General features: G+C 60.1%; 21 protein-coding genes. 7 read left to right on the plus strand and 14 right to left on the minus strand.

The genetic code is table 11. The features are described from left to right. Positions 1–23: 23 nt before the first annotated feature. The 10 genes from AC1RS8_RS00780 to AC1RS8_RS00825 all read right to left on the minus strand — a co-directional run bounded on the left by AC1RS8_RS00780 (position 24) and on the right by AC1RS8_RS00825 (position 11,599). The gene (locus AC1RS8_RS00780; RefSeq protein WP_007973265.1) at positions 24–1,211 is read right to left on the minus strand and encodes an ATP phosphoribosyltransferase regulatory subunit; all 1,188 of its coding nucleotides are present in this window, start codon (positions 1,209–1,211) and stop codon (positions 24–26) included. Positions 1,212–1,523: 312 nt separating this feature from the next. Then, positions 1,524–2,393 carry a protease modulator HflC gene (gene hflC, locus AC1RS8_RS00785; protein ID WP_057712239.1) on the minus strand — a complete coding sequence of 290 codons (870 nt, stop codon included), beginning with the start codon at positions 2,391–2,393 and terminating at the stop codon, positions 1,524–1,526. Further along, positions 2,393–3,568 (minus strand): FtsH protease activity modulator HflK, encoded by a 1,176-nt coding sequence (gene hflK / locus AC1RS8_RS00790; protein WP_057712240.1) that lies wholly within the window; start codon positions 3,566–3,568, stop codon positions 2,393–2,395. The genes hflC and hflK overlap by 1 nt, the downstream gene beginning before the upstream one ends. A 96-nt stretch (positions 3,569–3,664) precedes the next feature. Then, complete coding sequence (gene hflX, locus AC1RS8_RS00795) at positions 3,665–4,966, minus strand: ribosome rescue GTPase HflX (RefSeq protein ID WP_057712241.1); 1,302 nt, start codon at positions 4,964–4,966, stop codon at positions 3,665–3,667. Between the two features lie 12 nt (positions 4,967–4,978). Continuing rightward, positions 4,979–5,239, minus strand: a complete 261-nt coding sequence (gene hfq / locus AC1RS8_RS00800) for an RNA chaperone Hfq (RefSeq protein WP_003221112.1) — start codon at positions 5,237–5,239, stop codon at positions 4,979–4,981. A 93-nt stretch (positions 5,240–5,332) separates the two neighbouring features. Next, complete coding sequence (gene miaA, locus AC1RS8_RS00805; protein ID WP_150812098.1) at positions 5,333–6,304, minus strand: tRNA (adenosine(37)-N6)-dimethylallyltransferase MiaA; 972 nt, start codon at positions 6,302–6,304, stop codon at positions 5,333–5,335. Next, positions 6,304–8,214, minus strand: a complete 1,911-nt coding sequence (mutL, locus tag AC1RS8_RS00810) for a DNA mismatch repair endonuclease MutL (protein WP_423502387.1) — start codon at positions 8,212–8,214, stop codon at positions 6,304–6,306. Before mutL ends, miaA begins: the two co-directional genes overlap by 1 nt. Next, positions 8,211–9,641 carry an N-acetylmuramoyl-L-alanine amidase gene (locus AC1RS8_RS00815; RefSeq protein ID WP_150811893.1) on the minus strand — a complete coding sequence of 477 codons (1,431 nt, stop codon included), beginning with the start codon at positions 9,639–9,641 and terminating at the stop codon, positions 8,211–8,213. The genes mutL and AC1RS8_RS00815 overlap by 4 nt, the downstream gene beginning before the upstream one ends. Further along, positions 9,642–10,112: a tRNA (adenosine(37)-N6)-threonylcarbamoyltransferase complex ATPase subunit type 1 TsaE gene (gene tsaE / locus AC1RS8_RS00820; RefSeq protein ID WP_007973252.1), complete on the minus strand. Its 471-nt coding sequence runs from the start codon at positions 10,110–10,112 to the stop codon at positions 9,642–9,644. Next, positions 10,100–11,599, minus strand: coding sequence for an NAD(P)H-hydrate dehydratase (locus tag AC1RS8_RS00825; RefSeq protein WP_489339646.1), 1,500 nt, complete (start codon positions 11,597–11,599; stop codon positions 10,100–10,102). The genes tsaE and AC1RS8_RS00825 overlap by 13 nt, the downstream gene beginning before the upstream one ends. A gap of 63 nt (positions 11,600–11,662) precedes the next feature. Here AC1RS8_RS00825 and queG point away from each other — a divergent pair, with 63 nt between their 5' ends. Next, positions 11,663–12,742, plus strand: a complete 1,080-nt coding sequence (gene queG, locus AC1RS8_RS00830) for a tRNA epoxyqueuosine(34) reductase QueG (protein ID WP_057712246.1) — start codon at positions 11,663–11,665, stop codon at positions 12,740–12,742. Here queG and AC1RS8_RS00835 read toward each other — a convergent pair. Beyond that, entirely contained in the window at positions 12,724–13,335 is a 612-nt protein-coding gene (locus AC1RS8_RS00835) for a trimeric intracellular cation channel family protein (protein WP_090452809.1), read from the minus strand. The genes queG and AC1RS8_RS00835 overlap by 19 nt on opposite strands. Before the next feature lie 194 nt (positions 13,336–13,529). Next, positions 13,530–14,072 (minus strand): oligoribonuclease, encoded by a 543-nt coding sequence (gene orn, locus AC1RS8_RS00840; RefSeq protein WP_008035288.1) that lies wholly within the window; start codon positions 14,070–14,072, stop codon positions 13,530–13,532. A gap of 107 nt (positions 14,073–14,179) precedes the next feature. Here orn and rsgA point away from each other — a divergent pair, with 107 nt between their 5' ends. The 5 genes from rsgA (at position 14,180) to AC1RS8_RS00865 (ending at position 18,080) form a co-directional block, all read left to right on the plus strand. Then, positions 14,180–15,211, plus strand: a complete 1,032-nt coding sequence (gene rsgA / locus AC1RS8_RS00845; RefSeq protein WP_007978809.1) for a small ribosomal subunit biogenesis GTPase RsgA — start codon at positions 14,180–14,182, stop codon at positions 15,209–15,211. 199 nt (positions 15,212–15,410) lie between these two features. After that, positions 15,411–15,818: a TIR domain-containing protein gene (locus tag AC1RS8_RS00850; RefSeq protein ID WP_057712249.1), complete on the plus strand. Its 408-nt coding sequence runs from the start codon at positions 15,411–15,413 to the stop codon at positions 15,816–15,818. Between the two features lie 2 nt (positions 15,819–15,820). Continuing rightward, complete coding sequence (locus AC1RS8_RS00855) at positions 15,821–16,780, plus strand: caspase family protein (RefSeq protein ID WP_057712250.1); 960 nt, start codon at positions 15,821–15,823, stop codon at positions 16,778–16,780. Continuing rightward, on the plus strand, positions 16,780–17,271 hold the full coding sequence (locus AC1RS8_RS00860) for a toll/interleukin-1 receptor domain-containing protein (RefSeq protein ID WP_102669283.1): 492 nt from the start codon (positions 16,780–16,782) through the stop codon (positions 17,269–17,271). The genes AC1RS8_RS00855 and AC1RS8_RS00860 overlap by 1 nt, the downstream gene beginning before the upstream one ends. 374 nt (positions 17,272–17,645) lie before the next feature. Further along, positions 17,646–18,080 carry a hypothetical protein gene (locus tag AC1RS8_RS00865; RefSeq protein ID WP_489339645.1) on the plus strand — a complete coding sequence of 145 codons (435 nt, stop codon included), beginning with the start codon at positions 17,646–17,648 and terminating at the stop codon, positions 18,078–18,080. A 109-nt stretch (positions 18,081–18,189) separates the two neighbouring features. Here AC1RS8_RS00865 and motB read toward each other — a convergent pair whose 3' ends face one another. After that, complete coding sequence (motB, locus tag AC1RS8_RS00870) at positions 18,190–19,230, minus strand: flagellar motor protein MotB (RefSeq protein WP_154861130.1); 1,041 nt, start codon at positions 19,228–19,230, stop codon at positions 18,190–18,192. A 3-nt stretch (positions 19,231–19,233) separates the two neighbouring features. Next, positions 19,234–20,085: a flagellar motor stator protein MotA gene (gene motA / locus AC1RS8_RS00875; protein ID WP_015093220.1), complete on the minus strand. Its 852-nt coding sequence runs from the start codon at positions 20,083–20,085 to the stop codon at positions 19,234–19,236. Positions 20,086–20,252: 167 nt separating this feature from the next. Between motA and AC1RS8_RS00880 the strand changes: the two genes are divergently transcribed. Beyond that, complete coding sequence (locus AC1RS8_RS00880) at positions 20,253–21,791, plus strand: HDOD domain-containing protein (RefSeq protein WP_489339644.1); 1,539 nt, start codon at positions 20,253–20,255, stop codon at positions 21,789–21,791. Positions 21,792–21,808: the final 17 nt, after the last annotated feature.

The raw sequence follows: 21,808 nt of genomic DNA on the forward strand, positions 1-21,808 counted from the left end.
CCGGCGGCAGCCGGCAGGAAAACTCAAGAAGCCAGTGGCGATACTTGCCAAAGCCCGTTCTGCTGAATCAATTGCCGGTCGCAGTCCGCTTCACGGGCGGCGGCCAAAGGTTGTCCAGGCAAAGCCTGAACGACACGCTGACCCTCACTGCGCAACTGGCAAACCTGCTGCCAGAGTGCCGCATCCGTACTGTCAGGCATCCAGATACCGCCAGACGGTAGCTCGATCTCAGCACGCCCCAGGGTCACCAGGGTTTTCAAATCGGTGGAGAAGCCGGTCGCCGGACGGGCGCGACCGAAGTCGGCGCCGATGTCGTCGTAACGACCGCCCTGGGCAATGGACTGGCCAACACCCGGTACGAACACAGCGAACACCACACCGGTGTGGTAGTGGTAGCCACGCAGCTCGCCCAGGTCGAAATACAGCGGCAGCTCAGGGAAACGCACGGACAGCCGCTCGGCAATCGCCAGCAAATCGTCCAGCGCTGCCAGAACAGGGGCCGGCGCCTTGGCCAGACGCTCGCGGGCCGCAGCCAGCACTTCACGACCGCCACACAGGTCGACCAACGCCCGCAGCATGCCCGACAGATCGGCAGGCAAGCCTTCGGTCAAGGTAATGACCTCGTCGATGGCCTTACGTTGCAAGGCATCGAACAACTGCTGCTCGACTTCACCGGACAAACCGGCCGCACGGGCCAGGCCGCGATAGATGCCAACATGACCGAGGTCCATGTGCACATCCGGCACATCGGCCAGTTGCAGCATGGCCAGCATCAGGCTGATGACTTCGACGTCGCTGCTCGGACTGCCGTCGCCGTACAACTCGGCACCCAGTTGAATCGGGCTGCGCGAGGACGACAGGGCGCGAGGCTGAGCGTGCAGGACACTACCGGCATAGCACAGGCGGCTTGGGCCTTCACGACGCAGGGTATGCGCATCGATGCGCGCCACTTGCGGCGTGATATCGGCGCGGAAACCCATCTGACGGCCCGATTGCGGGTCGATGACCTTGAAGGTGCGCAGATCCAGGTCCTGGCCCGCGCCGGTCAGCAGGGATTCCAGGTACTCGATATGGGGAGTCACGACAAACTCGTAACCCCAGCTCTGGAACAGATCCAACACCTGACGACGCGCGACTTCAATACGCGCAGCTTCCGGTGGCAGTACTTCTTCGATGCCATCTGGCAGAAGCCAGCGGTCTACCGTTGCCATTACGCCTTCCCCTATCTCCGGGCGACCAGCCTGTCGGCGAGCCTTGAGTGAAGCAGAAAATGGTCGGCTTGCGCACAAACCACGCGCATGAGCGACGGAGCGAAAAGCCCTTCTACCGGCTTCGCCAACCACTTTCCTCGAAAAACTGTCGAGCCAATCGGCCCGGCATCTGCTTGAACACAGCAATCAAACATGCAGACGCAAAAAAGCCGGGAATTTCCCGGCTGCCGCATCATACACACGTTTTCCCAAAGGATCACCCCGCCAGAGGTTTTAGCCGCCCGGCGGGGGATAATTCAGGTCAACGCCGTATCAAGGCTTGGCTTTTTCCAGGTAATGGAAGAAGTCGCTGCTTGGGTCGAGGACCATGACGTCGGATTTGTTCGCGAAGCTTTCACGGTAGGCGCGCAGACTACGGTAGAACGCGTAGAACTCCTGATCCTGACCGTAGGCCTTGGAGTAGATCGCAGCAGCCTGGGCATCGCCGTCACCGCGAACCTCTTCGGATTCACGATAGGCTTCAGCCAGCAGCACGCGGCGTTGACGATCGGCGTCGGCACGGATGCCTTCGGCCAGTTCGTTACCCTTGGCGCGGTGCTCGCGAGCTTCACGCTCACGCTCGGTGCTCATACGCTCGAACACACTGCGGTTCACTTCTTTCGGCAGGTCGATGGTCTTGACCCGAACATCGACCACTTCGATGCCCAGCTCTTTCTCGGCCATCTTGTTCAGCGATGCCGTGATATCCGCCATCAGCGCATCACGCTCACCCGACACCACTTCGTGCAGGGTGCGCTTACCGAACTGGTCACGCAGGCCCGACTCCAGACGACGGGACAAACGCTCGTCGGCGATCTGCTTGAGGCCGGAAGTCGCGGTGTAGTAACGCTCCGCGTCCTTCACGCGCCACTTGGCGAAGGCATCGACCATCACGGCTTTCTTTTCCAGCGTCAGGAAGCGTTGTGTCGGTGCATCCAGCGTCATCAGGCGTGCGTCAAATTTACGCACCTGGTTAACGTAGGGCACTTTCACATGCAGGCCTGGCTGAACATCGGTCTGGACCACGCGACCGAACTGCAGCAACACCGCACGCTCGGTCTGAGCCACGATGTAGAAGCAGTTCCAGGCAGCGATCGCCACGACGACGCCGACAATAAGGGCGATCAGCGATTTATTGCTCATCAGCGACTCTCCCTGGTACGTGCTGGCTGTTGCTGCAGATCAGCTGCCGCACGCGCATTCGCTTCATTGCTGGTGGCTGCCGCACTGCTCACCTGGGTGCTGGTGCTGCGACCACTTTCGACCATCTTGTCCAGAGGCAGGTACAACAGGTTGTTCTGGCCGTTCTTGTTGCCGGTCACGAGAACCTTGCTGGTGTTGGTGAAGACTTCCTGCATGGTGTCCAGATACAGACGCTGGCGGGTGACTTCAGGGGCCTTGCGGTACTCGGCGACCAGCTTGGTGAAGCGATCGGCCTCACCCTTGGCGCGCGAGACGGTCTCGTCACGGTAACCATTGGCATCCTCAAGGATGCGCTGGGCCTGACCACGAGCTTCCGGCACGACGCCGTTGGCATAGGTTTCGGCCTGGTTGCGCGAACGCTGCTCGTCTTCCCGGGCACGGATCACGTCATCGAAGGCTTCCTGGACTTCACGCGGTGCCGCTGCGCTCTGAACGTTGACCTGGGTGACGGTGATACCGGTGCGATAGGTGTCCATGAAGCGTTGCAGACGCTCCTTGATCTCGCTGGCCATCAACTCACGACCTTCGGTCAGCACCTGGTCCATCGCGGTGGAACCCACCACATGGCGCAAGGCGCTGTCGGTCGCGTGCTGCAGGCTGATTTCCGGCTGATCGACGCTCAGCACGAAATCCTGCAGGTTGCTGATCTTGTACTGCACGGTCAGCGGCACTTCGACGATGTTCTCGTCTTCGGTCAGCATCTGGCCCTGCTTGGTGTAGGCACGCTCACGCGTGACGTTCTCCATGTACTTCTTGTCGATCGGCGGGAAGTAGATGTTCAGGCCCGGACCCACGGTTTCGTAGTACTTGCCGAAGCGCAGCACCACAGCTTGCTCCTGCTCGTCGACGACATAGACCGCGCTGTACAGCCAAACGGCCGCCAACACGACCAGACCGATGCCGAGCAGGCCGCCAAAGCCGCCACTCTTGCCCGGACCACCGCCGTCGTCGCCACCACGTTTCTTACCACCACCGAACAAACCGTTCAGGCTTTCCTGCAGCTTTCGGAAGGCCTCGTCGAGATCCGGTGGCCCCTTGCGGTCGCCGTTGTTACGACGCTTGCCACCCCAAGGATCCTGATTATTCGAGTTGCCACCCGGCTCATTCCAAGCCATAGCGCTCTCCATCTGATAAAGCAAAGACGCACCCACGGCGCGCCGACCAATGCTACAGAATGCCTGTCACCACGGCACAACCGCTTTCTCAGGCTTTTATTGCAAAGTGTGTTGCTCGATGAACTCCATCGGTTGCAAACCTTCGCGACTCACCAGCCGATTCAATTCGGCCCGTGGCAAACGAACGGCCAGCAAGCTGATGCCTTCGTCATCGTGTTCTTCCTTTTGTACCGCACCGAGTTCGAAAAACTGCGCACGCAGTCGAGCAAATCGGTTCGGCAAGCGCAAGGTGCCAACAAACAATTCATCGCCAAGCAACTCGGCCACGGCCTGCTTGAGCAGATCAAGACCTGTGCCATCTTTCGCCGAAAGCCAGACCCGCTGCGGTTTGCCATCGGCATCGCGCTGGATCTGCGGCTCCACGCCCTCGAGCAAATCGAGTTTGTTATAGACCTCCAGGATCGGCAAGTCTTGAGCCCCGATCTCTCCAAGAACCACCATGACCTGTTCAATCTGGGCCATGCGCTCAGGCTCATGGGAGTCGATCACGTGCAGCAACAGGTCGGAGTTGCTCGACTCTTCGAGCGTAGCCCGAAATGCCTCGACCAGCTTGTGCGGCAAGTGACGAATGAAGCCCACGGTGTCAGCCAGCACGATCGGACCGAGGTCATCAAGCTCGAGCCGGCGCAAGGTCGGGTCGAGGGTGGCGAACAACTGGTCAGCCGCAAAGACGTCGGAGTCGGTCACCGAGTTGAACAGCGTCGATTTGCCGGCGTTGGTATAACCCACCAGCGAAACCGTCGGAATGTCAGCCCGTTTTCGGCCACGGCGCGATTGCTCACGCTGGCTGCGGACCTTTTCCAGGCGCCCCTTGATCTGCCGCAGGCGAACCCGCAACAGGCGCCGGTCGGTTTCCAGCTGGGTTTCACCCGGACCGCGCAGGCCGATACCGCCTTTCTGCCGTTCAAGGTGAGTCCAGCCGCGAACCAGCCGCGTACTCATGTGCTCAAGCTGGGCCAGTTCGACCTGGAGCTTGCCTTCATGGGTGCGGGCGCGTTGGGCGAAAATATCGAGAATCAAACCCGTGCGGTCGATCACGCGACACTCGAAAATACGTTCGAGGTTACGTTCCTGACTGGGCGTGAGGATGTGATTGAAAATCACCAGATCGACCTGTTCGGCCTGGACCAGGTCGCGCAACTCTTCGACCTTGCCGCTGCTGATCAGGGTTTTGGCGGTTGGCCGATGACGCGGCACGTTGAAAAACGCGACGGTCTCGGCGCCAGCCGAAATTGCCAACTCCTGAAACTCCTGCGGATCTTCGCGCGCCTCAGGGTCCTGACCATCCAAGTGAACGAGAATGGCTCGTTCACCACCACCGTGGCGCTCAAAGAACAAAGGAGACTCCTATCAGGCGTTACCTGGCTCAGCATCACCTGCATCGGATTCGGTTGCGCTAGGCAGACGAATTGGACGAACCGGCACCACTGTAGAGATGGCGTGTTTGTAGACCATCTGGCTGACGGTGTTTTTCAGCAGGATAACGAACTGGTCGAAAGACTCGATCGTGCCTTGCAGCTTGATACCGTTGACCAGGTAGATGGACACCCCAACTTTCTCTTTACGTAAAGTATTCAAGTAAGGGTCTTGTAGCGAATGCCCTTTTGACATGTGCCGCACTCCTTTAAGGATTCAATATAAAAAATAGGTAATCAGATGGCTTTGGCCGTCACACCCCCAAGGATAGACGGCAATTGCAAGGACTCAGCTCAATATGGAGATGGTCCCAAGGTATTTCAAGGCGCGCGGCAGATTGTCGCAATCCAGACTGTCCAGCCAATGCAGATCAGTCCAACTGCGCAGCCAGGTGAACTGGCGTTTCGCCAATTGGCGCGTGGCAATGATCCCACGCTCCTGCATCTCGGCTGACGTCAGCTTGCCATCCAGGTAGTCCCAGACTTGGCGATAGCCTACTGCACGTATAGACGGCAACCCGGTATGCAGGTCTCCTCTATTACGCAGGGCTACGACCTCGTCAATGAATCCCTGTTCCAACATTAAAGTGAATCTTTGTTTAATTCGCTCGTGCAGTACCTGGCGATTTGCCGGAGCAATGGCCAAGTTCGCGACAGTATAGGGCAATTGTTGCAGTCCCGAAGCGGCTGCTTCAGTACTTTGCGCAGATTGTTGCAAACGCAGGGCGGTCATGCTTTGACCGCTGACACGATAAACTTCCAGTGCTCGACTCAATCGCTGGGGATCGTTCGGATGTATTCGAGCCGCGGACTCCGGATCGATCACCGCCAATTGTTCGTGCAAGGCTTGCCAGCCAAGGCGCGCAGCCTCTTCTTCGATTTGCGCACGGACCTCGGGATCGGCGGCCGGCATATCTGCCAGACCTTCAACCAAAGCCTTGTAATAGAGCATGGTGCCGCCCACCAGCAGCGGAATTTTTCCGCGTGCGGTGATATCGGCCATGGCTTCCAGGGCGTCACGGCGGAAATCCGCAGCCGAATAGCTCTCGGCCGGGTCGAGAATATCGATCAGACGATGCGGATATTGCGCCAGCAGCTCTTTGGAAGGCTTGGCGGTGCCAATGTCCATGCCACGGTACACCAGCGCCGAATCGACACTGATCAACTCGCAAGGCAGGACCTTGGTGAGCTCGATGGCCAGGTCGGTCTTGCCGGCGGCGGTCGGGCCCATCAGGAAAATCGCAGGTGGGAACTGGCTCATCAACGACCGCGCAAGAACAGTTTGTCCAGATCGTCCAGGCCCAGTTGGGTCCAGGTCGGTCGGCCATGGTTGCATTGACCACTGCGCTCGGTGTTTTCCATGTCACGCAGCAGACCGTTCATTTCCGGCAGGGCCAACCGCCGATTCGCACGAACCGCGCCGTGGCAGGCCATGGTCCCGAGCAATTCGTTCAGGTGCGCCTGAATGCGGTCGCTGGTGCCGAACTCCATCAGATCAGCCAGGACGTCAGCGACCAGCCGGTTGGCTTCGGCCTGCTTGAGCAGTGCCGGAATCTGCCGTATCGCCAGGGTTTCCGGGCCCAGACGCTGCAATTCAAAACCCAGGCGCTGGAACCAGGCGACATGCTCCTCGGCGCAATCGGCTTCACGCTGACTGACGGCCAGAGACTCCGGCACCAGCAACGGCTGGCCGCTCAGGCCCTCACTGGCCATCGCCACCTTCAGACGCTCATACATGATCCGCTCGTGGGCGGCGTGCATGTCCACCAGCACCAGGCCCTGAGCGTTTTCCGAAAGAATGTAGATGCCCTTGAGTTGTGCCAGCGCATAACCGAGCGGCGGGATGTCGTCCTGCCCGGCCGGCAGCGCGACGGCATTGGCCTCGGGCAGCGGTGCAAAAAACTCGCGATAGGCGGCCTGCGCTTCGGCGACAGGTGCACCGGACTGCGGTCGCGGCGTGTATTGATATTGATAACCCGCGCCTGCCCCCGAACCCGCCGGCGTATTGAACGACGGCTGAGCCTGAGGCTGTTCCAGCAGCGCATTGGCGGCCAGGCGCATTTCGCCCTGGGGTCCGAATTCACCGGCTTCGAGGCCGGTAGGCCGGACGATGGCCGTGGCAACCGGCGCCGCCAGTTGATCGTCGGGGCGCACATCGCCCAAGGCGCGATGCAAGGTGCCGTAGAGAAAGTCGTGAACCATGCGCCCTTCACGGAAGCGCACTTCGTGCTTGGTCGGGTGCACGTTGACGTCGACACCAGTCGGATCGACTTCGAAAAACAGCACGAAGGTCGGGTGCCGACCATTGAACAGCACGTCGCGATAGGCCTGGCGTACCGCGTGGGCCACCAGTTTGTCGCGCACGGCACGGCCATTGACGAAGAAATACTGCAAGTCGGCCTGGCTGCGGTTGAAGGTCGGCAGGCCGACCCAGCCCCATAGATGCAGGCCGTTGCGCTCGATTTCGATCGGCAGCGCCTGCTCCAGGAAACCCGGCCCGCAGATCGCCGCCACGCGCCGGGCACGGGCCGCATCATCATGGGCCTCGTGCAGGCTGAGGATGGTCTTGCCGTTATGGCGCAGATGGAACGCCACATCGAAGCGCGCCAGGGCCAAGCGCCTGATCACTTCTTGCAGGTGATCGAATTCGGTTTTTTCAGTCTTGAGAAACTTGCGCCGCGCCGGCGTGTTGAAGAACAGGTCGCGCACTTCAACCGAAGTGCCCACCGGGTGGGCCGCAGGTTGCACACGGGGCGCCATGTCACGGCCCTCGGTCTCGACCTGCCACGCCTGATCGGCGTCGCGGGTGCGGGAGGTCAAGGTCAAGCGCGCGACGGAGCTGATCGACGCCAGGGCCTCGCCGCGAAACCCCAGGCTCATGACCTGTTCGAGGTCTTCCAGGTTGCGGATCTTGCTGGTGGCGTGACGGGCCAGGGCCAACGGCAGGTCATCGGCGGAAATGCCACTGCCATCGTCGCGCACCCGCAGCAGCTTGACGCCGCCCTGCTCCACATCGACGTCGATGCGTTTGGCGCCGGAGTCGAGGCTGTTTTCCAGCAGTTCCTTGATCACCGAAGCCGGGCGCTCGACCACCTCACCCGCGGCAATCTGGTTCGCCAGCCGCGGGCTGAGCAGCTCGATGCGAGCGCTGCTGTTCACGACCTGATTCATTCTTTGGCCGCCAGTTCAGTGCCCGGAATGGTCAAGTGTTGACCAACCTTGAGTTCATCGCTCGACAGGTTGTTGGCGCTGCGCAGGGTGGCCGGCGCAACCTGATAACGAACGGCGATCATCGCCAACGTCTCGCCAGGGTTTACCCGATGGTCACGTGGACCTTGGGCGATTTTTCCGGAATCACGCAGCCAGGCAATGTAAGTGCCTGGCGGCGGGTTCTGCTGGAAGAACTGGCGCACGCCGCTGCTGATCGAACGCGCCAGCGCCTGTTGATGGCTTGACGCGGCAAGCTTCGAGGCTTCGTTGGCGTTGGAGATGAACCCGGTTTCCACCAGGATCGACGGAATATCCGGCGACTTCAGTACCATGAACCCGGCCTGTTCAACCCGCTGCTTGTGCAGTGGCGTGACCCGACCGATGTTGCTCAAGACTTTCTGGCCAACGTTCAGGCTGGAGGTCAGGGATGCCGTCATCGACAAGTCGAGCAGCACGCCGGCGAGCATGCGGTCTTTGTCATCGAGGCTGACATTGCCAGCACCGCCGATCAGGTCGGAACGGTTTTCGCTGTCGGCCAGCCAACGGGCGGTCTCGGAAGTCGCGCCGCGATCGGACAGGGCAAATACCGAGGCACCGAAAGCGGCGGCAGAAGGCGCGGCGTCGGCGTGGATCGAGACGAACAGGTCGGCGCCTTTCTTGCGGGCGATTTCGGTACGGCCGCGCAACGGAATGAAGTAGTCACCGGTACGGGTCAGTTCGGCACGGAAGCCTTTCATGCCGTTGACCTGGCGTTGGGTTTCGCGGGCAATCTGCAGCACCACGTCTTTCTCGCGCTGGCCTCGGGAGCCGGAAGCCCCCGGATCTTCGCCACCGTGACCGGCGTCGATCACCACAATGATGTCGCGTTTGCCGGCCGGAGCCGGTGGCAGCTTGATCGCCGGTTCCGCAGGCGTGACCGGCACGGCAGGCACCGTGGCGACCGACGGTGTCGGCGCAGGCGGTGGCGCGGCGTCGGCGGCGTTATCGAACAGGTCGACCACCAATCGGTTACCGTACTGAGCGTTCGGCGCCAGGGAGAAGCTTTTCGGCGTCACGGCCTTTTTCAGGTCGATGACCACCCGCAGGTCCGTCGGCGTGCGCTGGGCCGAGCGCATGGCGGTAATCGGGGTGTTCGAGGTGTTGACGTTGAGCGGCGCACCGAGGGTCGCGCCATTGATGTCGATGACCAGGCGGTCCGGAGCCGTCAGGGTAAAGACGCTGTGTTGCACCGGGCCGGTCAGGTCAAACACCAGTCGCGTGTTGTCCGGTGCCCGCCACAGACGAACACTGTTGACCTTCGAATCGGCCACAGCGTCGACGGTCACCGCCAAGAACAACACCCCTACGGCAGCCACCAACGCGCGAAAGCGCATACCTAACCCCATCATCTATTTGGATTCCAATGCCAAAGCGGCACACCAGGCCTCGCCACGCGAGCCCTGGGATAAAATTTTCAGCGAACGCCCGCTGTCTTGCGGGCTAATGGTAATGGTCAGGTCAGGCTTTGGCAAAAAGCCTGCACCTTTATCGGGCCATTCGATCAGACACAGGGCATCGTCTTCGAAGTAGTCACGGATACCGAGGAACTCTAGCTCTTCCGGATCGACCAGACGGTACAAATCAAAATGGAAGGCGCGAATGTCGCCGATCTCGTAGGGTTCGACCAGGGTGAAGGTCGGGCTTTTGACTGCCCCGACATGCCCCAGACCGCGAATGATGCCTCGGGACAACGTGGTTTTGCCCATCCCCAGGTTGCCCTCAAGGAAGATCAGGCCATGGCCTTGGGTGATTCGGGCAATGCGTGCGCCAAAGTCGCTCATGGCCTGTTCATCGGCCAGGTACAGGGTTACTTCAGACACGGTGCTTGCTCCTCCAACAACTGACGAATGGCTGGGATCAGATCACTGGCCGCCAGCCCACGGCCCAATTTTCCTTGTCGCTCGCCGGCATTGGCGTGCAGCCAGACCGCCAGGCAGGCCGCGTCGAACGGCTCCATGCCCTGGGCCAGCAATGCACCGAGCAAACCGGCCAGCACGTCGCCCAAACCGGCGGTGGCCATGGCCGGGTGCCCCTGATGACACAGCGCCAGACGTCCATCGGGATGGGCGATCAGGCTACCGGCACCTTTCAGGACGACGACAGCTGTATATTTTTTACTCAATGCATGGGCTGCGGCGGGACGGTCAGACTGAACGTCGGCAGTGCTCACCCCAAGCAGTCGCGCAGCCTCTCCTGGATGCGGGGTGATCACACACCCCCTGGGCAGATCGACCTGTCCACCCGCCAACAGATTCAAGGCATCGGCATCCCAGACTTGCGGCAAAGGCGCATTGGCCGTAGCCGACAGCAGGCTGCGCCCCCACCCTGCCTGACCCAGGCCCGGCCCGACCACCAACACCGATACCTTCTCAAGCAACCCCATCAGTTGATTGGCCGACGACGTGCCCAGCACCATGGCTTCCGGAATTCGAGAAAGCGCTGGCGAAACGTGTTCCGGACGGGTGGACAGCGAAACCATGCCCGCGCCGCTGCGCAGAGCACTTTGTGCACTCAGCAAAATTGCCCCACCGTAACCGCGATCACCGCCAATGAGCAGCACATGGCCGAACTTGCCTTTGTGGGATGCCGGAGCCCGGGACACCAGACGAGGCAGGTTAGCGATACACAAGCGCCGAGCCGTGAACGCAGTACCGTCCAGCAACTGCGGATCTGCCTGCAGATCGTTGAACACCAACTCACCCGTCACATCCGCGGCATCACCGGTGAACAACCCCACCTTCAAGCCAATGAACGTGACCGTCAGGTCGGCATGCACTGCATGACCAAGGATGCGCCCCGTATCCGCGCACAACCCTGACGGAATATCCACCGCCGCAACCGGCAGTCCGCTGGCATTGATCGCGGCGATGGCGCTGACATAGGGATCACGCACGTCACCGCTCAGACCGGTGCCAAGCAAAGCATCCAGCACAATGCCGCGCAATCCGGATTGTGCCGTCCAGGGCTCGATGAGCACCTGTTCAGACACCGCCTCGGCATGGGCCGACGCCGCATCACCCTGCAAGCGCTGCGGATCGCCCACCGCCAGCACCCGCACCGACCAACCGGCACGCTGGGCCAGTACGGCCACCAGGTACCCGTCGCCTGCGTTGTTGCCATGTCCGACAAGCACGCTCAGCTCGTTTGCCGTCGGCCATTGCCGCACCAGCGCCCGCCACGTCGCCCGCGCCGCGCGCTGCATCAATTCGAAGCCCGCCGTGCCGGCGGCGATCAGGCTCGCGTCGAGTGCTCGCACCTGGGCGGCGCTATACAGCACGTCGGGTAATTCATCTTTAGTGTGCGGCATGCGTCTTCGGGCTCCGATGTCTGGCAGAATTATACGCATCTCAGCCCCGGTTTCTCTCGTCTCATGCCCGCTATTACCACAGATCTGCCCGCCCTCGCCCAATCCATCAAGGACTGGGGCCGCGAGCTGGGCTTTCAGCAAGTCGGCATCAGCGGCCTCGACCTGGCCGAGCATGAGCAGCACCTGGAGCGCTGGCTCGAAGCCGGCTACCACGGCGAAATGGATTACATGGGCGCCCACGGCAGCAAACGCTCGCACCCCGAAGAGCTGGTGCCGGGCACTTTGCGCGTGGTGTCCCTGCGCATGGACTACCTGTCCGGCGACACGCAGATGGCAAAAATGCTCGCCCAACCGGAAAAAGCCTACGTCTCGCGTTATGCCCTGGGTCGCGATTACCACAAGCTGATCCGCAAACGCGTGCAACAACTGGCGGAAAAAATTCAGGCGCAGATCGGCCCGTTTGGCTACCGCGCCTTCGTCGACAGTGCCCCGGTGCTGGAAAAAGCCATCGCCGAACAGGCGGGGCTTGGATGGATCGGCAAAAATACCCTGGTCTTGAACCGCAAGGCCGGCAGTTACTTTTTTCTCGCCGAACTGTTCGTCGACCTGCCGCTGCCGGTCGACCCGCCCCATGCCACCGAACACTGTGGGCGGTGCAGTGCCTGCCTCGACATCTGCCCGACCAACGCCTTCGTCGGCCCCTATGTGCTGGATGCCCGACGCTGCATTTCCTACCTGACCATCGAACTCAAAGGCGCGATCCCTGAAGACCTGCGGCCACTGATCGGCAACCGGGTGTTCGGTTGCGATGACTGCCAGATTGTCTGCCCGTGGAACCGCTTCGCCCGCCCCTCCGGTGAAAGCGACTTCAAGCCGCGGCACAATCTGGACAATGCCGGGCTGGCGGAACTGTTCATGTGGGATGAAGAGAAATTCCTGAGCAGCACCGAAGGCTCGCCGCTGCGCCGGACGGGCTATGAAAACTGGTTGCGCAACCTGGCGGTAGGCCTGGGCAATGCGCCTTCAACGATCCCGGTGCTGGAGGCGCTGAAGGCGCGACGGGAACATCCTTCGGAACTGGTACGTGAACATGTCGCGTGGGCGTTGCGGCAACACGCCGAACGTCAGGCTTCGTCGTTATAGACGAACTTGGGCATTTCCCAATGAAAACGGATCGCCAACAAGCGCAGCAGAAAACCGCCGAACAAGGTGATCAGAATCGATTGTTCATCGGGTAATTGCAGATAGATGCAGAGCATGTAGCACCACGCCGCGGCGAACGAAACGCTGGCATAAAGCTCACGCCGGAAGATCAGCGGAATATCGTTGCAGAAAATGTCCCGCAGGATGCCGCCGAAGACGCCGGTGATCACGCCGCTAACGGAGGCGACCAACATGCCATGGCCCATTTCCAGGGCGGTGATGCAGCCGATCAGGGTGAACGCCACCAGGCCCATGGCGTCGAGCACCAGGAACAGTGAGCGCAAATGCCGCATCCAGCGCGCCGTGAACACTGTGATCATCGCGGCTGCCGTGGTCAGCACCAGATATTCCGGGTGTTTGACCCACGTCAGAGGGTAATGCCCGAGCAGCACATCGCGCACCGACCCGCCACCCAGCGCCGTGACGCAAGCGATCAGCACCACACCAAACCAGTCCATGCCCCGTCGGCCCGCAGAGAGGGCGCCAGTCATGGCTTCGGCGGTGATGGCGATCAGGTAGAGCATCAGCAGCATAGTGGCGGTCCTTGCAGAAAGGCGCGCAGTCTACTCAGTTCACCCTGGCACCAAAAGAGGGCGCCTGAGATTCGCTCCAACCATCTAAGGTGACTGAACTGACGCCATCGCGAGCAAGCTCGCTCCCACAGGGGCGGCGTTGTACCTGTGGGAGCGAGCTTGCTCGCGATGGGGCCGGAACGGACGACCGTGAATCAGAACTTGATGAAATGCTTGCGGTAGTGCTGCAGCTCAGCGATCGATTCGCGGATGTCGTCCAGGGCCAGGTGCGTGCTGCCCTTCTTGAAGCTGTCACGCACATCCGGTGCCCAGCGCGCAGCCAGCTCTTTGAGGGTCGACACGTCGAGGTTGCGGTAGTGGAAGAAGCTTTCCAGGGATTTCATGTGGGTATAAAGGAAGCGACGATCCTGGCAGATGCTGTTGCCGCAGATCGGCGACTTGCCCTTCGGCACCCACTTCTCCAGGAAGGCGATGGTTTCGGCTTCGGCTTCGGCCATGCTGATGCGGCTGTCGCGAACCCGCTGGGTCAGCCCGGAACCGCCATGCTGACGGGTGTTCCACTCGTCCATGCCGGCAAGGATTTCGTCGCTGTGGTGAATGGCGATCACCGGGCCTTCGGCCAGGGTGTTCAGGTCACTGTCGGTGACGATGGTGGCCATTTCGATGATGACGTCGGTGTCCGGGTTCAGACCGGTCATTTCCAGGTCGATCCAGATCAGGTTCTGTGGGTTTTGCATGTGTCGGCTCCTAGGCAATGCTGCGCAGTTTAGCCTAGGCCGGTGGCCGGGCGTGCTAAACTCGCGGCCGTTTTACCTAATCGCTGCATTCTTGATACGGAACACCCATGGCCAAACGCCAACTCAATCGTCGTCAAAACTGGCGCATCGAAAAGATTCAGGGCGAACGCGCTGCCCGCGCCGCCAAACGCGAGTCCTCGGCCGTCGAGGCACTTGAGGGCGGCGATCTGGGCCCGGAACAGCACGGCCTGGTGATCGCGCACTTCGGTGTGCAGGTCGAGGTCGAGGCCCGCGACGGCGAACTGGCCGGCCAGGTATTCCGTTGCCACCTGCGCGCCAACCTGCCAGCGCTGGTGACCGGCGATCAGGTGGTCTGGCGTGCCGGCAACCAGGGTATCGGCGTGATCGTGGCGCAACTGCCGCGCAACACCGAGCTGTGTCGCCCGGACAGCCGCGGTCAGCTCAAGCCGGTTGCGGCCAACGTCGACATGATCGTCATCGTGTTTGCACCGCTGCCCGAGCCCCATGCCAACCTGATCGACCGCTACCTGGTGGCGGCCGAGCATGCAGGCATCAAGCCACTGTTGCTGCTGAACAAATTCGACCTGATCGACGAAAACAACGCTCCTGCACTGAATGCCTTGCTCGCCGTATACCGCACCCTGGGCTATCCGGTGCTGGAAGTGTCGGCGCACCACGGCAACGGCATGGAGCAATTGCAGACACAGCTGGACGGACGCATCAGCGTATTCGTCGGCCAGTCCGGCGTCGGCAAGTCGTCGCTGGTCAACAGCCTGCTGCCGGATGTCGAAACCCGCGTCGGCCCGTTGTCCGAACTGTCCGGCCAGGGCACCCACACCACCACTACCGCGCGGTTGTTCCACTTCCCCGGTGGCGGTGAGTTGATCGACTCCCCGGGTATCCGCGAATTCGGCCTGGGCCACGTCAGCCGTGCCGACGTCGAAGCCGGCTTCATCGAGTTCAACGACCTGCTTGGCACCTGCCGTTTCCGTGATTGCAAACATGACCGCGAACCCGGTTGCGCCCTGCTCAAGGCCCTTGAAGACGGCCGCGTGCAGCAACAGCGGATGAACAGCTACCGCTCGATCATCGCCAGTCTGCCGGAAAACGGCTACTAAACAGACGTGTCGACCACCCTGCCATCAGCGGGGTGGCCGGCGGCTGGATCTTCCCCCCGCTTAAACATCAGACCTTTCTGTAAGACCTGTGCACGCTCGCTTGTAGGGCATTTCTCTTTCCGCGCCGCCCCCTTGTAGCCGCCCTGTATTCGCCTAAGTTCTAGCCCTCTTCGCACTCCAGCGACTCCGAGGGACACCTATGCAAACCTACCACCTGTTCATCAGCCACTCGTGGAACTACTCCGACGCCCACGACAATCTCGTGCGCCTGCTCAACGCCAAGCCTGGTTTCACGTACAAGAATTTTTCGGTTCCACCGGACAACCCGATTGTCGGCGCGAAAACCGACAAACAACTTGAGGAGGCCATCGAAAACAAGATTCGCCCGTGTTCGGCGGTGTTGATCATGGCCGGGATGTACTCCACCTACAGCAAGTGGATCAACAAGGAAATCGAAATCGCCAAGCGCATGGGCAAGGTGATCATTGCGATCAAGCCGTTCGGTGCCGAGCGCATTTCCACGGTGGTACGTGACGCGGCACATGCCGAATGTGCGTGGAACACCAACAGCATCATCAGCGCGATTCGCCAGCATACGGCGGTGTAACCATGCGCAAGGGACTGTTTATAGGCATCAACGACTACACCCATGTGTCGCGCCTGAGCGGTTGCAGCAATGACGCCATGGCCATGGCCTCCGTGCTGAAAACCGACGCCAATGGCGATCCGAACTTCAAGAACATCGTGCTGACTTCCGCCGAGGACTTCCTGAGCAGGGAAAAACTCGAAGACCAGATCCGCGAGCTGTTTTCCGGTGACTGCAACGTCGCGCTACTGTATTTCGCCGGCCACGGCAGCTTCGACACCGACACCGACGAAGGCATGTTGATCCCGCAGGATTACAAGAGCGCCAAGGACGGGATTCGCCTCAGCGACATCCTCAACTGGGCGAGCAAGGCCACCAAGATCAAAAACAAAGTGATCATTCTCGATTGTTGCCAGAGCGGTTCGGCCGGCGAACTGCGCGCCTTGCGCAGCGAAGGCAGCGTGGTCGGCGAAGGCATGACCATTCTGACCGCCTGTAAAAAGGAAGAGCCGGCGATGGAGGGCATGCAGCACGGCGTGTTCACCGGATTACTGCTCCAGGCCCTGCACGGCGGAGCCGCGAACATCCTGGGCAAGATCACCCCCGGCAGCCTCTATTCGTTTGTCGACAATGCCCTTGATGCCTGGGAACAGCGTCCGGTGTTCAAGACCAATGTCTCGCAGTTCATTTCCCTGCGCGAAGTGTCCCCGCTGATCCCCAAGGAAATCCTGCGCAAACTCCCCGAATGGTTTGCCGAAGCAGAATCGGTGTACCCCCTCGCCCCCAGCTTTGAGCCCACCGAGCCCGAGTTCAACCCGGAACAGGGCGAGGTCTTCGCCCAGCTGCAAAAGTGCAACCGCCACAGCCTGGTCGAACCGGTGGACGCCGAACACATGTACTACGCCGCCATCCACTCCACCGGCTGCCGCCTCACCGCCCTCGGCGCCTATTACCGCGAACTCGCGATCAAGGGACATTTCTGATGCCAGTGTTTATCAGCTACCGCCACATGGACCGCGCCCACGCGATCAACATCAACACGCGCCTGATGCAGGCCAACATCAAGACCTACCTCGACGTACTGGATGCCGAATCCCAGACCACCGACGACATCACCGGGGTGATCACCCGCAACATCAGCGAATGCACACACCTGCTGGCGGTGGTGTCGGAGAAAACCGCACTGTCCTGGTGGGTGCCGTTCGAAATCGGCGAAGCGACCATCACCAACCGGCGCATCTGCTCGTTCAAGACCGGCCCGACAGAGCTGCCGCTGTACCTCGACAAATGGCCGAAGCTGACCAGCGACCGGGACATCGAGTTCTTCATCGATGCCTATCGCAACGAGTCGATGCTCAAGCGCTCGATGTCACTGGATTCGGTGACCGGTAGCGAGTCGGTGCGTAGCGTTAACAGGACTAACGCTGATCGATTCCACACGGATCTCAAGTCCAGGATTATTCGTGGCTTCTGAGTTGCCCACCTAAAAAACCATATCGCCAGATATGGTTTTTTGGCACTGCAAAACGAGCCTTCACCTTTTAGTTACTTGAGTCATGAAACTGCCGCAAAATCGAAGCCTTTTATTCAATCAAAGAAAATCACTTAGAGCCAATGAGCAAACTAAAGCTATTGCTTATTATCCTTAGCTCTAAAAACCTGTCAGATATGACAGTAGATCAAAGCAAAAAAAACACTGACCATATTGCCTGAGGCTGAGCACTTGAAAAGTTCGGATGGAGCGATAACCCCGACAATTCACCGCGCTTTCTTCTCTGAGGTTTTACGAGCTGAGGTTGACTGATCACAGCCAGCCTGGCTGACGCCTTCAACACCGAGAACCTATATATGAATATTAAAAAACCAGATCAGAAGCACGATAAACAACCAATGAACGGGAAGGTAGCTGCAGTGATGCGACTGGTACACGCAGAACGCACATTCGAGTCATATTTTTTGTATGGCGATAGCAATCCGGAGCATCGCTACATTAACGCTTCATCCCAAAATAGCGACTACATTGTGTTTATAATCCCGGCAACCTGGGGATTAGGCCGTCATGATTTAAAATCTCACCCAGGGGTTATTAGATTTGAGCCCAGCGCGGGGTTTCCGAACGATTGGCCGTGGAGTGCACAACGAGGGGAAATATTTATTACTGACATTAGCGATAAAAACTTTGAAGGCCGGTTTGTTTGTTATGAAAGCGCTGACGATAGTGAGGACAAACCTGGATTAATAGGTGGAAACTTTAAGATAGATTTCACTTCAGCCAATAAATAACTTATATTTTTATAGAGTCCGCATTCACACACAGTGCACCCTGCTGAAAAAATGCCCGTATCGCTAGATGCGGGCATTTGTCTTCCGCGCGAGATCTATGGCAGGGAAATCACTGCTTCACGGCCGGAGCACCGGGGCCACCCGTTTTCGGCGCTGGATCATCGAACAGGTTCAACCGTTCACGAAGCTCGTGAGCCGGCAGCGGTTCCTTGTCCGCCGGCAGCGCGTTCGGGTCGACCGGTGCAGCCGGTGCGGCTCCCGGCGCAGCCGAACCTTGCGGTGCATCAGGAGCAGGTTCAGCACCTTGCGAACCTTCGATGGCACGCTGTGCTTTCTTGGTCAGGACGACGATGTCGATACGACGGTTCACCGGGTTGAACGGATGCTCGCGATCGAACAGGGCCGACGAGGCATAACCGACCACGCGCGCCACCTGCGCATCCGGATAGCTGCCCGCCACCAGCGCACGCCGTGCGGCGTTGGCACGGTTGGCCGACAGTTCCCAGTTACCGAAATCACCGGTGCCGGTGTATGGCTTGGCATCGGTGTGGCCGCTGATACTGATCTTGTTCGGCACCGCCTTGATGGTGTCGGCCATGGCCAGCAGGATGTCTTCGAAATACGGCTTCAAGCGTGCTGAACCTGAATCGAACATCGGGCGGTTTTCCGCGTCCATGATCTGGATTCGCAGGCCGTCCGGCGTGATTTCGAACAGGATCTGATCCTTGAACTTCTGCATCTGCGGGTTTTCTTCGACCTTGTTCTGCAGTTCTTGCAGCAACAGCTCGAGGCGCTCTTTTTCGACCTGCTCGGCCATGCCTTCGACCTGATCGGTATCGATGGTGACCTTGTCCGGCTGCGGCTGGGACTTCACCTCGGGGTTGAGAGTGTTTTCCGGCGCCAGGGTCGGCGTGCCGCCCAGATCGATGATGTAGGGCGTGCCACTTTCGGAAAAGCCGATCGGGTCCTTGAAGTAACCGGCGATGGCAATTTTCTGTTCCGGCGTGGCGGTGGACAACAGCCACAACACCAGGAAGAACGCCATCATCGCCGTGGCGAAGTCGGCGAAGGCGATTTTCCAGGCGCCCCCGTGATGCCCACCGGCGATGCGCTTGACGCGCTTGATGATTATCGGCTGGTTATTTTCCATGGCTTAACGACCGCGAACCGCTTGTTCCAGCTCGGCGAAGCTTGGACGATGCGCCGGATACAGGACCTTGCGCCCGAACTCCACGGCCAGCGATGGCGGCATGCCGGAAGCCGAAGCCACCAGCGAGGCCTTGATGGCCTCGTAGACGTTCAGCTCTTCCTTGGCATCATGGGCCAGGGAATGGGCCAGCGGGCCGAAGAAGCCGTAGGCGGCGAGAATACCGAAGAAGGTACCCACCAGTGCCGCACCTACGTGCAGGCCGATGGACTTCTGGTCGCCTTCACCCAGCGAAGCCATGGTCACCACGATACCCAGTACCGCCGCGACGATACCGAAACCGGGCATGGCGTCGGCGATGCCGTTGACCGCGTGGGATGGGTGTTCGAGGTCTTCCTTGAGGCTGAACAGCTCCATGTCGAACAGGCCTTCCAGCTCGTGGGGAGCCATGTTGCCGGAAGACATGATGCGCAGGTAATCGCAGATGAACGCGGTCATGCGCTCGTCCTTGAGTACCGTCGGGTACTTCGCGAAGATCGGACTCGCAGCGGCATCTTCGATGTCGCCTTCGATGGCCATCATGCCTTCGCGGCGGCTCTTGTTGAGGATCTCGTAGATCAGGCCCAGCACTTCAAGGTAGAAGGCGTGGTTGAAACGTGAACTGAACATGCTCAGGGACTTCTTGAGCACGTGCATCGTCATGTAGCCGGGGTTGGCCTGCAAGAAGGCGCCGAGGGCAGCACCGCCAATGATCATGACCTCGAAAGGTTGTATCAGGGCGGCAATCTTGCCGTGGGAAAGCACGTATCCGCCGAGCACGCTCGCGAATACGACGATGATGCCGATAATTTTAGCCATAGGTTAGGAGAGCACTTACTGAGTCGGGTTCAAGGTCATATTCGGAAGTTAAAAAATCTCTTCTTCTACTTATCGGCAAAACTGCGCCAGACTATAGCCCGTTCAGGCGAAAAGCTAATTTGACCCCATCCGGGCACAGGTAATGTTGACGATGATCGCCTCCCACCATGGTTAACGAAACGAACGTTCCAACGCCAAAACCAACGACCCTCGAAGGCTGGGTCAAGCTGCTCGATGGCGTACGTCTTCCCGTCCCGCAAGCCAGCCATGACCGTGTCTGCAAGGCCATCCGCGACAATCGCAGCTCGCTGCGCGACATCGCCGACCTCATGCAAGGCAGCCCGGCCCTGGCCTTGAGCGTGATTCGCGAAGCCAACCGGCATACCCATGGCAGCATGACCGAGCCTGCGGAAAACCTTGAAATTGCAATCAACCGCCTCGGTTTGACGCGCACCGAAGAGCTGCTCGCGCGGCTACCCGCCGAACCCGAGCTCGAGATTCCCAAAGCCCTGCGTCAGTTGCAGATGATCAGCCAGCACGCCACGCAACAGGCCAACGGTTTTTTTGCCAGCCGCCTGGCGCGCCTGTGGCAGGACATCCACTGGGGCAGCCTGCTGTTTCTTTCGCCCCTGTGGCCGCTGGCACTGACCCATCCGAAACTGCTCGAAGACTGGGAGCTGCGGGTCATCCATAAAGGCGAGTCGGCACGCAAAGTCGAGCAGCAACTGTTTGGCGTACGCCTGCTGGATATCGGCCTGGCGCTGGTGGAAGTCTGGCGCTTGCCGATCTGGGTGCAGCAAGGCTATCGATTGCTGCTCACCGAGCAGCGGGAACTGGTGAAAGTCCTGCGCATCGCCCGTGACAGCGACCATCCACTGCGCCAGCAGAATCGCCTTGACGACGATCCGACCCTGCGCCGCTGGCTCAATCAACCGGCCAATACAGTGCTGCTGGCCAATGGGCTGGCGCTGTCGGCGCAACACGCCTGGGACAGCCCCCACAGCGAGCGCTGGCAGTACCTGACCAGCCTTTACCTGCAAATGCCGATGGACGAACTGCAGCAGCAATTGCACCAGCAAGCCGCCAACAGCGCACGCCAACACGCCATGCCCGACCTCTGGCACCCTGCCGAGTCGCTGATCTGGCCGTGGGGCATGAACCGTGTCCACGCAGGCTTGCTGCCGGCAGCGGCACCTACCGCCGAAGACCTGGCGAAGTGGCGCAAGCAATGCGCCGAATTGCTGGTCGAGCCGAGCCGTTTCACCAACGCCATGCACCTGACCATCGCCGCCCGTGACGCCCTCGTGGCCTGCGGCATGCGCCGGGTGATGATCCTGATGGCCGATCGCACCCACGCCAACCTGCGCGTGCACCAGACGGCTGGCCTGCCGAAGGAAGCGGCCGGGTTGAATTTCGTGGTCAGCCAGAGCAACGTGTTGCAACGCCTGCTCGCGCAGCAGGCCCAGGTGCGCCTGACGCCTGCCAACAACGCGCAATTCTCGGCCATGTTGCCCAATAGCCTGCGCTCGCAGTTCAGCGGTGAACACTTGCTGCTGCGTTCGCTGATCAACAATGGCCGGGTGATCATGATCGTCGTGGCGGATCAAGGCGGCGGGCCGTTTTCGGAAATTTCCGTACAGGCCTTCGGCAAAACCGCACAGTGCATCGAGAAAGCCCTGCACAGCTTTAGCCACCGTGGCCAATAAGCTGCGTTACAATCCTC

The sequence above is a fragment of the Pseudomonas sp. GW821-FHT12A04 genome, from assembly GCF_058807755.1.